Source organism: Vreelandella maris, from assembly GCF_013371085.1.
GTDB lineage: Bacteria > Pseudomonadota > Gammaproteobacteria > Pseudomonadales > Halomonadaceae > Vreelandella > Vreelandella maris.
The window spans coordinates 117,015-129,781 of sequence record NZ_JABWCV010000004.1 but is presented as its reverse complement, the minus strand read 5'-3'; the positions used below and the strand labels follow the sequence as shown (position 1 = coordinate 129,781).

Genomic DNA, 12,767 nt, shown 5'->3' with positions numbered 1-12,767 from the left:
TGCTTACTTTTGCCCTTCGGGGTCTGGCTCTAGCGGAGACAACACGCCGTGCCCACAGCTTCAGATAACCAGTCAGAATCGCGTTTTGAAATACTGCCGTCCAACCAGCCGACGGCCGATGAGATCCGTGAAAACATCCTTAAAAACCCAGGTTTTGGTCGCTACTTTACCGACCACATGGCCCATATTCGTTGGACTGTGGACGCCGACTGGCACGGCCATCAGGTGCGCCCTTACGGCCCATTGACGCTCGATCCCGCCTCCTCAGTGCTGCATTACGGCCAGGAGATTTTTGAGGGCATCAAAGCCTACCGCCATGCCGACGGCTCGATTTGGACGTTCCGCCCCGAGAAAAATGCCGAGCGCTTCCGCCGCAGCGCCCGCCGATTAGCGCTGCCGGAACTGTCCGATGAGGATTTCATCGGCTCGCTGAAAGCCCTGCTCGCCCAGGATCAGGCTTGGGTACCTACGCCTGCCAGCGCCTCTGATGAATGTAGTCTCTACCTGCGTCCGTTCATGATCGCCTCGGAAGCCTTCCTGGGCGTACGTCCGTCACAGGAAGTCGACTACTATGTGATCGCCTCCCCGGCGGCGGCCTACTTCAAAGGCGGCATTGCCCCGGTGTCGATCTGGCTCTCCTCGAACTACAAGCGTGCAGCCGCAGGCGGCACCGGCTTTGCTAAATGTGGCGGTAACTACGCGGCCTCATTAGCCGCGCAGAAAGAGGCCGAAGCGCATCAGTGTGGTCAGGTCGCGTTTCTTGATGCCGCTGAAAACAAGTGGGTGGAAGAGCTGGGCGGCATGAACCTGTTCTTCGTCTTCAAAGATGGCCGTTTGGTGACCCCGCGCCTGACCGACACCATTCTCGAAGGCGTGACGCGCAACTCCGTTCTCACGTTGGCCAAAGATGAAGGTCTAACGCCGGAAGAGCGCCCGATTAGCATTGACGAGTGGCGCGAAGGCGCGGCGTCCGGCGAGATCACCGAAGTGTTTGCCTGCGGTACCGCCGCGGTCATCACTCCGGTCGGTGAACTGGTCACTGAAAACGAGCGTATCAAGCTCACCGCGGGCGGCAACAATGAAATCGCCATGCGCATCCGTACCAAACTGCTCGACCTGCAGTACGGCCGCAGTGAAGATAAGTACGGCTGGCTAACCCAGCTGGTTTAAGCGGGTTTAAAACCAACGCTTCACCGTTCAACGCCGCCGCAACGTTTGCGGCGGCGCTGTTTGTAAGTAGTACATTTATCTGCAATCGCTGGAGCCGCCGATGGCACGTATTGATTTCTATATTCTGCCCGATACGACCTTGGAGGCGCGCTTGCAGTTTGCCTGCAAACTGGCCGAAACCATCTGGCGTAAAGGCTACCGCCTGCATCTGCACTGCGAAGACAGAGCCCTCGCCGAGCAGGCCGATAGCGCGCTGTGGAATTTTCGCCCGGATGCTTATTTACCCCACGCCCTGGAAGATAGCGAAATGGCCGCCAGCGTGCCGATCACGCTAGGCTGGCAGCAGTTGCCGGTGCCCACGGAAGAAACCGCTCTGCTTAATTTGCACCCCGATATTCCCGAAGGTGTAGAGCGCTATGCGCGAATCGCCGAGATCATTAATCAGCACCAACAAGTGCTGGTCGCCAAACGCGCCTGCTGGCAGCGTTATAAAGAAATGGGCCATGAGGTCGTGCCGCATAAGCTCGGTTAACTAATTTATTAACAACAATAACTCAACACACGAGAGCGCCCATGCCGTTTCACACCTTTTTAGCCCGCACTCCCCTGGCCGTTATCGTCATCGCCCAACTGTTCGGTACTTCGCTGTGGTTTAGTGTCAACGGCGTTGGCTTGGCGCTGCAGGAGGCCGTGGGCCTTAGCGAAAGTGATTTGGGCTTGTTGACGATTGCGGTGCAGGCGGGGTTTATTACCGGCACCCTGCTGATTGCCACCACCGGCATTGCCGACCGTGTGCGCGCCAGTCATCTGTTTGCGATTTCTGCCGTGCTCGGCGCGCTGATCAACGCCGCCTTTATCGGCGTCGCAGAGAGCGTCACGCTGGCAGCCGTGGCGCGCTTTGCGACCGGCCTCTGCCTGGCGGGCATCTACCCGCTCGGCATGAAATTGGTGGTGAGCTGGACCCCCCGCCACGCCGGGGCAGCGCTGGGTTGGCTGGTGGGCATGCTGACCTTGGGCATTGCCTCACCGCACCTGCTACGCGGGTTAACGCTGCACCTGCCCTGGCAGTGGCCGCTGCTGCTGGCCTCATTGTTGGCGCTGGTCGCCGCGCTAATGATTTTCAAACTGGGTGTTGGCCCGCACCTCCCGGCCACCGCCAAAAGCGGGCGCCCCTGGGCAGGGCTAGCCGCGTTTAAACAGCCGCGCTTTCGCGCCGCCGCGCTAGGTTATTTCGGCCATTGTTGGGAGCTGTATGCGCTGTGGGCGCTGGTGCCGTTTCTGGTCGCTAGGGAGCTGGAACGTCTTGGCGCTGCCAGCGGCGCCCAGCCATGGCTAAGCTTTGCCGTGATTGCGTTGGGCTTGCCCGGCTGCGTACTTGCGGGCAAGTGGAGCCGTCACATTGGCAGCGACCGCGTGGCCTGCGTGGCGTTAGCAACCTCTGGTGCGCTGTGTTTGGTATATCCGCTTTTGGGCAGCGCATCGCCCTGGCTGCTGCTGGCGCTTCTCGGCGTATGGGGCGTTAGCGTGATTGCCGATTCTGCTCAGTTTTCAGCGTTGGCATCGGCCACCGCCCCAGCCGAGCGACTGGGGGCAGCGCTGGCGATGATGAACGCTATCGGCTTCGGGCTCACCATTCCTTCAATTGCGCTGGTTACCGCGCTGTGGTCGAGCCAGTCGTTGGCGGTGATCTGGTGGTTATTGCCGGGTCCTATCCTGGGGCTCATCGCCATGCGCGGTTTTTCTTCGCATCAGCACCTTGCAAAGACGGTGCGCGACAACCGTTAACATTAACAACGCGCGTGAGTAGCACCTGACGCCCCCGGCACTCACGCTGTATACTCTCGCGCTATACAATTTCACATTTCTTGCCAGCCGTGAGCCGACTCTCCATGGAAAAGACCTACCAACCCGAACAGATCGAAACCCGCTGGTACGAGCGCTGGGAGGCCGACAACCGTTTCGCCCCTTCCGGCCAGGGCGAGCCCTTTTCGATCATGATTCCACCGCCCAACGTGACCGGCAGCCTGCACATGGGTCACGCGTTTCAGGACACCATTATGGATACCCTGACGCGCTGGAAGCGGATGCAGGGCAACAACACCCTGTGGCAGGTAGGCACCGACCATGCCGGTATCGCCACGCAGATGCTGGTGGAGCGTAAAATTGCCGCCGAAGAGGGTAAAACACGCCACGACCTCGGTCGCGATGCGTTTATCGACAAGGTGTGGGAGTGGAAAGAGGAGTCGGGCGGCCACATTACTCGCCAGCTGCGCCGCATGGGCGCCAGCGTGGACTGGAGCCGCGAGCGTTTCACCATGGACGACGGCTTCTATAAAGCGGTTCAAGAAGTCTTCGTACGCCTGCATGAAGAGAAGCTGATCTACCGTGGCAAGCGCCTGGTGAACTGGGATCCTACTCTGCACACCGCCATTTCTGATTTGGAAGTGGAAAATAAAGAGCAGCAGGGCAGCTTCTGGCACTTCCGCTACCCGCTAGCGGACGGCGTTAAAACCGCCGACGGTAAGGATTACGTCGTGGTCGCCACCACTCGCCCGGAAACGCTGCTGGGCGATACCGGTGTAGCGGTCAACCCGGAAGACGAGCGCTACGCCTCACTGGTCGGCAAATTTATCGAGCTGCCGCTGGTAGGCCGCCGTATTCCGGTCGTTGCTGATGAACATGCCGATATGGAGAAAGGCTCCGGCTGCGTCAAGATCACCCCGGCTCATGACTTTAATGACTATGAAGTCGGCAAGCGTCAGAACCATCTGCTGATCAACGTCTTCTCCAAAGATGCGACAATCCTTGAGCAAGCTGAGATTTTTAATCTTAAAGGCCAGCCCCAGCCCGACGAAGACGCCACGCTGCCCGCCAAGTACGCAGGGCTTGACCGCTTTGAAGCGCGCAAGCAGATCGTTGCCGATATGGATGCCCTTGGCCTGCTGGAGCAAGTCGAAGCCGTTAACAACACCCTGCCCTATGGCGATCGCTCTGGCGATGTCATTGAGCCGTTGCTTACCGACCAGTGGTTTGTGGCGGTGGAAAGCCTCGCCAAGCCCGCTATCGAGGCGGTGGAGAACGGCGACATCCAGTTCGTGCCTAAAAACTACGAAAACATGTACTTTGCCTGGATGCGTGACCTGCAGGATTGGTGTATTTCCCGTCAGCTTTGGTGGGGCCACCGCATTCCCGCCTGGTACGACGCCGAAGGCAATGTGTACGTTGCCCGCAGCGAAGCAGAAGCGCGCGAGAAGCACGCCCTTGAACCCGATGTCGTGCTGACACAGGACGAAGACGTACTCGACACCTGGTTTAGTTCGGGCCTGTGGACGTTTGGTACCTTAGGCTGGCCGGAAAAAACGCCGGAGCTTGAGACCTTTCACCCCTCCAGCGTGCTGGTCACTGGCTTTGACATCATCTTTTTCTGGGTAGCCCGGATGATCATGATGACCCTGAAGTTCACCAAAGAGGTGCCATTTAAGACGGTTTATGTGCACGGCTTGGTACGCGATGGTCTGGGCCAGAAGATGTCCAAATCCAAGGGCAACGTGCTCGATCCTATCGACTTGATCGACGGGATCAGCCTGGAGGCGCTGCTCGAAAAGCGTACCGGCAATATGATGCAGCCGAAACAGGCCAAGGCGATTGCCAAAGCCACTAAGGATGAGTTTAAAGACGGCATTGAAGCCCACGGCACCGATGCGCTGCGCTTTACGTTCCTCTCCCAGGCCACTACCGGGCGCGATATCAAGTTTGATATGAACCGCCTGGACGGCTACCGCAACTTCTGCAACAAGCTGTGGAACGCCTCACGCTACGTGCTGATGAATGCCGAAGGCGAAGATTGCGGCACTAACGGTGACGAGGTTGAGCTTTCCCTCGCCGATCGCTGGATCATCTCGCAGCTACAAAAAACCGAAGCCCAGGTCACTAAGGCGCTGGACGAGTACCGCTTTGACCACGCCTCCCAAGCGCTGTATGAATTCATCTGGAATGAGTACTGCGACTGGTATTTGGAACTATCCAAACCCGTACTGTGGGACGAAAATGCGACGGCCGAAGCCAAACGCGGCACTCGCCGCACGTTGGTGCGCGTACTAGAAGCTATCCTGCGCTTGGCCCATCCGATGATGCCCTATATCACCGAAGAGATCTGGCAACGCGTCTCACCGTTGGCAGGTGTGTTTATGGGTGATGACGCAACGATCATGCTGCAAGCTTGGCCAGAAGCCGATGAGAGTAAAATCGACGAACAGGCCAGCCTGGATATCGAGTGGCTCAAAGGCGTCATCATCGCCGTGCGTAACATCCGCGCTGAAATGAACATCGCCCCCGGCAAACCGCTCGACGTGCTGCTGACCAAAGGCAAGCCCGAAGACGCCGAGCGTCTGGAAAGCAACCGCCACTTCCTTTCCAAACTCGCCAAGTTGGAAAGCGTCACTTGGCTTGAAAACCCAGACGACGCCCCGCTCTCAGCCACGCAGTTGGTAGGCGATATGGAAGTATTGGTGCCGATGGCGGATCTCATCGACAAAGACGCCGAAATCGCTCGCCTTAGTAAAGAGATCGACAAGCAGGACAAGCTGATCGGCGGCATCGAGAAAAAACTCGGCAACGATGGCTTTATCGCCAAAGCACCAGTTGCGGTGGTGGATAAAGAGCGCGGCAAGCTGGCCGAGTTCCAAGCTGCCAAACAGTTGTTGGAAGAACAACGGGCGAAGATCGAGGCGCTGTAATAACGCTTTTATAGCTTGCAGCTAAAAAGGGCGGTACTTAGCGGTGCCGCCCATTAACGAATGTTATAAATCCTTTTTAATTAAGCAATTACCTGCCAAAAAGCATGCTTACCGCTGGAAACCCGAACCTCCTTTACTATGTTAATAGTGATGTCGGTTAATGCTGCATTGAATCGGCAGTTAAACCACTTGGCATATTAAGGAGGATAGCCATGCGCTTTATTTCAACTCGGGTACACGGGATGGTCGATTATCTAATGGGCCTGCTGCTTATCGTCGCTCCCTTCCTGCTCGGCTTCGCCACGGGAGGTGCTGCTCAGTGGGTGCCGATCATCTTGGGTGTGGTCATGCTGGCGTCAGCCATTATGACCAAGTATGAGCTTGGGCTTATGCACATGATCCCCATGCCACTCCACCTCACCATGGATCTGATCAGCGGTGTTCTGTTGCTGGTTTCTCCGTGGCTGTTTGGCTTCGCGGATACGGTCTATTTGCCGCATGTGATTCTCGGTATCATCGAGATTGGCGCCAGTCTTACTACGGAAAAGCAACCGCGAAACGTGGTAGCTTCAACGAACCGAAGCTAAGTATTGCTGTTTTGTTTCCAGCGGCGACCCTATCGCCCTTGGATAGGCAAGTGAATAACGGTCTTTAGCTTACGCGCCCACCGCATCATAAGGTGGGCGCTTTGCGTTATGTGGCACTATGTGAGCTCCCTGTCTGGTATCTATAGCGCCGTCTGTTCTGTTTTAATCAGTCTTAATCACTTTTTCTTACGAAACGTGTAAGGTTGGTACAAGAACAGCCACGACGTGGCATCGCTGATTCAGCAACAATACGGACTGCTCTATGCCGACACCAACTGTGGCGCAATTAGAAGCGCTGGCGACCGAACTTGAGCGGGCCGGGATTACGTACCGCGAGCTTTCTCCAATGGCGGATACTGGGCTAGCTCATGATCATGTCTGGGTGCATCGCACCGATGGCGATGATTGGGTGGCGCGGCTACCGAAACAGAGCCAGATGAACCTGCCTCCGGAAGCGAACCTTGCCTACCAGGCCGCCTGTTATCGCCGCTCTAGCCCTGGCGGGCACACGCCAACGCTTTATGACACGCTGCCACCAAACGAATCGTTGCCCCGTGGCGGGTTGTTGGTTGAGGCGATCCGCGGCCGTCTGGCCAGCCTGCCGGAAGACCTTCCCGCCATTGCAGATGCCCTTGCCAGCCTGCACCGTCAGCCACTGCTCGCTCTCGCGGCACGAGCGCCACTGCTCGCCCCTGAAAACCCGTGGCAGGCGATGGTCGATGAAGTGCGCCAGCAGGCTAACTGGTTAGGGGATGCGCAGCTTTCGAGCAAAGTGACTCAACGCATTAAGCAGGAGCTTGATCTCCTTCCACCCCACCTAAGCGATGCCACCCCTACGCTAATTAGCTTTGATACGCACCCCGGCAACTTCTTGATCCGTGATGATGGCCGCGCCGTATTGGTGGATTTAGAGAAGTGCCGCTACGGCCTTCCAGGGATCGACCTGGCCCACACCTCGCTCTACACCTCGACCACCTGGGATATCAACAGCCAAGCCGAGCTATCGCTAAGCGACGTGATTCATTTTTACCGCCGCTGGCAAGCCACCATGGACGTGTCTCCAGATACCGACACACTGGTCGCCTGCCGCCGGGCCACCTGGCTTTGGTCGCTGACGTGGTGTGCTAAATGGCGCGCCCAGCACTTAAACGCCAAGGATGCCCTGCAGCTCGGTGAAGATTGGTCGGCAGAACTCACCGACCCCACAGTGATTGACCACGTGCGCGACCGCGTTGAACACTACCTCTCGCTGCCGATCATTGACCACGTTCATAGCGAGCTTCAGTGCTTGCAAGCCTCCCTATAACGTTTTGCCCTACTGTTTTTCCCTACTAATATGAGGTGTGCGATGCCGACTGACCTTAATCCTCTGCGTGGGACGTTCTCAACAGCGCTCGCCACTACCCTTTCCACCGCGATGCTAGCCCTTGCGCTGCCTGCCATGGCCAATCCTGACCCTAGTGATTGGCAAAACGTTGTGGCAGAAGCCGAAGGCCAAACCGTCTACTGGAATGCCTGGGGTGGCGACACGCGCACCAATCGTTATATCGAGTGGGTAGCGGAGCAGATGCAGGCGCAGTTCGGCATCGAGGTTGAGCACGTAAAGCTGGACGATACCGGCAGTGCGGTGGCGAGGGTGCTGGCGGAAAAACAGGCGGGTAACAGTGACGATGGCAGTATCGACCTCATTTGGATCAACGGCGAAAACTTTGCCGCGATGCGCGAAAACGACCTGCTGTTTGGCCCCTTCGCCGAGGCACTGCCCCATTTTGCGCTCACCAACGCGGCCGAAAACCCTGAGGTTGTCACCGATTTTACGCTACCCACCGAGGGCTATGAGTCGCCATGGGGTAAAGCCCAGATCACCTTCTATTACGACAGCGCTCAAACCGAAGCCCCTCCCCAGGATATGCCGTCGCTACTCGATTGGGCCGAAGAGAATCCCGGCCAGTTTAGCTATCCGCGCATACCTGACTTCACCGGCAGCACTTTTTTAAAGCAGGCGTTGATTGAGCTTACTGAGCAAGATGAGGCGCTTTATCAGCCGGTGTCAGAGAGCGATTTTGAGGCCGTGACTGAACCATTGTGGGCTTATCTGGATGCACTCCACCCGCACTTGTGGCGCAGCGGGCGAACTTTCCCCGACTCCGGCCCCAACCTGCGCACACTGATGAGCGACGGTGAGCTGAGTTTGGCCTTTTCGTTCTACCCCACCGATGCCGCCGTGGCGGTCATGGAGTATGAACTGCCGGAAAGCGTGCGCAGCTACGTCCTGGCAGGCGGCACGCTGGGTAATGTCCACTTTGTGGCCATTCCCTACAACTCGCCCCATAAAGCCGGTGCCATGGTGCTTGCCGACTTCTTGCTTTCACCGCAAGCCCAGGCCGAAAAGCAGTCGCTGGCAATGTGGGGCGACCGCAGCGTGCTGGATATCGCGCAGTTGGACGCCGCTGATCAGGCACTGTTTCAGCAGGGCGAGCGCCACCCCTCAGAACTTCCGGCGGACGCGCTCTCAAACACGCTACCCGAGCCGCACCCCAGCTGGATGACCGCCCTGCAAGACGCATGGCTTGAGCGTTACGGCGTTAACTAGACCATGCTGCGACTGGCCCCGGCACTCATCATTGCCCTGCTCGTACTACCGGTAGGCGCAGGGCTGCTGATGGTTCTGCTGCCAGCATTTGGCTACCTGCCTGCGCTAGGCGGCCATACCGCTAGCTTAGCCCCCTGGCAAATGCTGTTCGCCCAGCCGGGGCTAGAGCGATCAGTAGCCATTAGCTTTGCCAGCGGGTTAGTGAGCACCGCCCTCGCGCTAATGATGGTAGTGCTGTTTTTAGCGGCCAGTCGAGGCACTTGGTTAGATCGTAGTATTCGGCGGCTGGTCTCGCCGCTGCTGGCTATCCCTCATGCCGCTATTGCGTTTGGCTTTGCCTTTTTGATTGCCCCTTCAGGCCTCGTGGCGCGGCTGATATCGCCCTCACTAACGGGCTGGGAGCGTCCGCCGGATGCGTTGATCGTCAATGATCCTTTGGGGCTCTCTCTGATGGCCGGGCTGGTGCTGAAAGAGGTGCCGTTTCTGCTGCTGATGAGCTTAGCAGCACTACCGCAGCTAGCGCCTGAGAAGCGCTTAATGCTAGCGCGGTCGCTGGGTTACTCACCTACAATAGCTTGGCTAAAAACCGTACTGCCCTCTCTTTATCCGCTGATTCGCCTGCCGGTGTATGCGGTGATCGCCTATGCCACGTCGGTCGTCGATATGGCGCTGATTCTGGGACCAACGCTTCCCCCCACGCTCAGCGTGTCGATTCTTGGCTGGTTTAACGACCCCGATATTAGCCACCGTTTTATGGCTTCGGCGGCGGCGGTGCTGCAACTTGGCATTACGCTCGCCGCGCTACTCTGCTGGTGGCTGCTGGAACAACTTATTCGCACACTTACGCGTGGCTGGTTGACCGATGGCAGTCGCCAGCGTGGCGAAACCGCACTGCGGCTGTTTGGCCGCTCAGCATTACTGATTTCAAGCAGTATGGCACTGGCTGCCCTGATCGGCTTGGGGCTGTTCTCTGTGGCTGGCTTTTGGCGGTTTCCGGAAGTACTGCCGCAGATGCTGACACTCGATCACTGGCAGCGCAGTGGCTCCATGCTTGCGTCACCGCTGCTCACGACAGCGCTAGTTGGGCTTATTTCCACGACGCTGGCGACTGCGCTGGTACTCGCGACGCTTGAGAACGAGCACCGCCAGCACCTTCAGCCAAAACGCTCTCTATGGCTGCTCTACTTACCGCTGCTGGTACCGCAAATTGCCTTTCTTTTTGGGCTGATTGTCGCGGCTGAAAGCGTTGGTATTCGTCCTCAGCTAGGCCTCGTCATCGCGGGCCACTTACTGTTTGTACTGCCTTATGTCTATCTTTCGTTAGCCGAGGCGTACCGCCAACTGGATCCTCGCTGGCTGCAGGTGGCACGTTCATTGGGCGTGTCACGCAGCGCTGCATTTTGGCGCGTGCGCTTACCGCTACTATTAGCCCCGCTGTTAACGGCCTTTGCAGTGGGCTTAGCGATCAGTATCGGCCAATACTTGCCCACTCAACTACTCGGGGCCGGGCGTGTCACGACGGTAACGACGGAGGCCGTTGCGCTGGCTGCGGGCAGTAACCGACGCTTAATCGGCGTGTGGGCGCTCGTGCAAGCGGGTTTGCCATTAATTGGCTTTATGCTTGCCCTTACGCTACCCCGCTTGCTGGGCGCGCAACACCGTGAACACGCTAGCTAAGAGAGAACCACTGTGACCGCTTTATCACCCGCGACACTGCGTCTGGAACAGATAAAAATAGCCCTGGCAGGCCGCGAGCTATTGGCGGTAGACGCCACGATTGCCCCTGGCGAAGTGCTGACGGTAATGGGCCCTTCCGGGTCGGGAAAATCGACCCTGCTGGCGTATATTGCCGGTTTTCTTGAGCGTGAGTTTAGCGCCAGTGGCGGCGTATGGCTGGGCGAACATAATTTACTGAACTTACCTGCAGAGCAACGTGGCATAGGGCTACTGTTTCAAGATCCGCTGCTGTTTCCGCACCTAAGCGTGGGTGGCAACTTACGTTTTGGGCTGCCTCGCCATAGCAATGATAAGCACCAAGTCACCCACGCGCTTGAACAAATTGGGCTGGCAGGCTTTGCAGAGCGTGATCCGGCCACCCTTTCCGGCGGCCAAAAAGCGCGGGTGGCGTTAATGCGCCTGCTGCTTTCAAAGCCCCGAGCAGTGCTGCTGGACGAGCCTTTTTCCAAGCTGGACACAGCGCTGCGCCAAGAGATGCGCTCCCTGGTGTTTAGCCAACTGCGGGAAGCTGGCCTGCCGGCACTACTGGTCACCCACGACCACGCCGATGCCGACGCCGCGGGAGGGCCGATTATTGAACTCGGCTGAAAAACCTCCGCGTCTTAGCATCGTGGTGCCTGTGCTGAATGAAGCGCTAACACTGGCTCAGCATTTAACAGCACTGCAATCGCTGCGTGCCCAGGGTGTGGAAGTACTGGTGGTCGATGGCGAAAGTGGTGATGACAGTATTCGCGTTGCCAAACCGCTGGCTGACCGTGTGCTCAGCAGCCCCCCCGGCCGTGGCGTGCAAATGAACGTGGGAGCGCAACACGCTAGCGCTTCAACGTTACTGTTTCTGCATGCGGATACTCAGTTGCCGGAGGGCGCTGTTGAGCAGATCACCCATGCTATGAAGCCCCATGCCATCAAAACCCATGCCTGGGGGCGCTTTGATATTCAACTCTCAGGCCGAAGTGGCTGGCTCCCGGTCGTCAGTTGGATGATGAACAAGCGCTCACGGCTTACCGGCATTGCGACCGGCGATCAGGGCATCTTTATGAGCGCAAGAACGTTCAAGGCCGTCGGTGGCTTTCCCGAGCAGCCGCTGATGGAGGATATTGAGCTATCCAAACGGCTCAAACGGGTGTCGCCACCCGCCTGCCTGACGGCGAAAGTGATAAGCTCGGGCAGGCGCTGGGATCAATACGGCGCTTGGAAAACGATCCGCCTGATGTGGCGGCTGCGCTATCGCTACTGGCGCGGCGTTAGCGCAACCCAGCTCGCTAAGGAGTACCGCAATGCCCGCTGAGAGGCCCACTGAGCCGCCGCACCTGCACCTGCTGGCAAAAGCACCGCTGCCTGGGCAAGCCAAAACGCGACTAGCGCCACTGCTGGGAAATGAGGGCGCCGCTAAGGCGCATACCGAGCTGCTGCGCCACTGCGTCGCTACTGCGTGCCAAGCGCTACCTGCAGAACGAGTCACGCTTTGGACGGCGCTTGATCACGCACACCCGCTGTTTATCGAGCTTCGTGAGCAGTTTGACTTAACGTTAAATGCCCAGCCGGATGGCGACTTAGGGGCGCGAGTTCGCTACGCCCTTAACAGTACACCGGGGCCAGCCATGCTGATGGGCAGTGACTGCCCCAGTATTACCAGTGCGCTGATTACCACCTGCGCGCAACAATTAGCCAGCTACCATGTGGTCATTTTACCCGCGGAAGACGGCGGCTACGGCTTGGTTGGCACCCAGCAAGACTATCCAACGCTCTTTACAGACATTCCCTGGGGCACCCAAAGCGTGCTAACCACCACGCAGCAGCGCATAAAGGCGTTGGGGCTCCATGCGGCTTACCCAGCGACCATCTGGGATGTGGACCGCCCCGAGGACTGGCAACGCTGGAAAGCGTTAGTTAATTCCGTGTAAGGAAACTGACACTCTTATCACTTAGTTAACATCACTCACT

General features: G+C 58.0%; 11 protein-coding genes. All 11 read left to right on the top strand.

The annotated features are described in order from the left end of the window. The first annotated feature begins 48 nt into the window (after positions 1-48). On the top strand, positions 49-1,170 hold the full coding sequence (locus HUO07_RS04500) for a branched-chain amino acid aminotransferase (RefSeq protein WP_101147378.1): 1,122 nt from the start codon (positions 49-51) through the stop codon (positions 1,168-1,170). Positions 1,171-1,270: 100 nt separating this feature from the next. Further along, the gene (locus HUO07_RS04495) at positions 1,271-1,702 is read left to right on the top strand and encodes a DNA polymerase III subunit chi (RefSeq protein WP_176302554.1); all 432 of its coding nucleotides are present in this window, start codon (positions 1,271-1,273) and stop codon (positions 1,700-1,702) included. A gap of 41 nt (positions 1,703-1,743) precedes the next feature. Further along, positions 1,744-2,955 (top strand): MFS transporter, encoded by a 1,212-nt coding sequence (locus HUO07_RS04490; RefSeq protein ID WP_176302553.1) that lies wholly within the window; start codon positions 1,744-1,746, stop codon positions 2,953-2,955. A 104-nt stretch (positions 2,956-3,059) separates the two neighbouring features. Continuing rightward, a complete protein-coding gene (locus HUO07_RS04485; RefSeq protein ID WP_176302552.1) occupies positions 3,060-5,906 on the top strand; it encodes a valine--tRNA ligase in 2,847 nt (948 codons plus the stop codon). Positions 5,907-6,118: 212 nt separating this feature from the next. Beyond that, entirely contained in the window at positions 6,119-6,493 is a 375-nt protein-coding gene (locus tag HUO07_RS04480; RefSeq protein ID WP_176302551.1) for an SPW repeat domain-containing protein, read from the top strand. Positions 6,494-6,755: 262 nt separating this feature from the next. Then, the gene (locus tag HUO07_RS04475) at positions 6,756-7,799 is read left to right on the top strand and encodes an aminoglycoside phosphotransferase family protein (RefSeq protein WP_176302550.1); all 1,044 of its coding nucleotides are present in this window, start codon (positions 6,756-6,758) and stop codon (positions 7,797-7,799) included. A 42-nt stretch (positions 7,800-7,841) separates the two neighbouring features. Then, positions 7,842-9,086 (top strand): ABC transporter substrate-binding protein, encoded by a 1,245-nt coding sequence (locus HUO07_RS04470; protein WP_176302549.1) that lies wholly within the window; start codon positions 7,842-7,844, stop codon positions 9,084-9,086. 3 nt (positions 9,087-9,089) lie between these two features. Further along, positions 9,090-10,763, top strand: a complete 1,674-nt coding sequence (locus HUO07_RS04465) for an ABC transporter permease (RefSeq protein ID WP_176302548.1) — start codon at positions 9,090-9,092, stop codon at positions 10,761-10,763. 12 nt (positions 10,764-10,775) lie between these two features. Then, positions 10,776-11,411: an ATP-binding cassette domain-containing protein gene (locus tag HUO07_RS04460; RefSeq protein ID WP_176302547.1), complete on the top strand. Its 636-nt coding sequence runs from the start codon at positions 10,776-10,778 to the stop codon at positions 11,409-11,411. Continuing rightward, positions 11,398-12,111 (top strand): TIGR04283 family arsenosugar biosynthesis glycosyltransferase, encoded by a 714-nt coding sequence (locus HUO07_RS04455; RefSeq protein WP_246286461.1) that lies wholly within the window; start codon positions 11,398-11,400, stop codon positions 12,109-12,111. Before HUO07_RS04460 ends, HUO07_RS04455 begins: the two co-directional genes overlap by 14 nt. Beyond that, positions 12,101-12,727, top strand: coding sequence for a TIGR04282 family arsenosugar biosynthesis glycosyltransferase (locus HUO07_RS04450; RefSeq protein ID WP_176302545.1), 627 nt, complete (start codon positions 12,101-12,103; stop codon positions 12,725-12,727). Before HUO07_RS04455 ends, HUO07_RS04450 begins: the two co-directional genes overlap by 11 nt. The last annotated feature ends 40 nt before the right edge of the window (positions 12,728-12,767 follow it).

Coding starts and splice junctions, on each gene's coding strand:
- HUO07_RS04495 (WP_176302554.1), top strand. CDS start 1,271: ATGGCACGTATTGATTTCTATATTCTGCCCGATACGACCTTGGAGGCG.
- HUO07_RS04490 (WP_176302553.1), top strand. CDS start 1,744: ATGCCGTTTCACACCTTTTTAGCCCGCACTCCCCTGGCCGTTATCGTC.
- HUO07_RS04485 (WP_176302552.1), top strand. CDS start 3,060: ATGGAAAAGACCTACCAACCCGAACAGATCGAAACCCGCTGGTACGAG.
- HUO07_RS04480 (WP_176302551.1), top strand. CDS start 6,119: ATGCGCTTTATTTCAACTCGGGTACACGGGATGGTCGATTATCTAATG.
- HUO07_RS04475 (WP_176302550.1), top strand. CDS start 6,756: ATGCCGACACCAACTGTGGCGCAATTAGAAGCGCTGGCGACCGAACTT.
- HUO07_RS04470 (WP_176302549.1), top strand. CDS start 7,842: ATGCCGACTGACCTTAATCCTCTGCGTGGGACGTTCTCAACAGCGCTC.
- HUO07_RS04465 (WP_176302548.1), top strand. CDS start 9,090: ATGCTGCGACTGGCCCCGGCACTCATCATTGCCCTGCTCGTACTACCG.
- HUO07_RS04450 (WP_176302545.1), top strand. CDS start 12,101: ATGCCCGCTGAGAGGCCCACTGAGCCGCCGCACCTGCACCTGCTGGCA.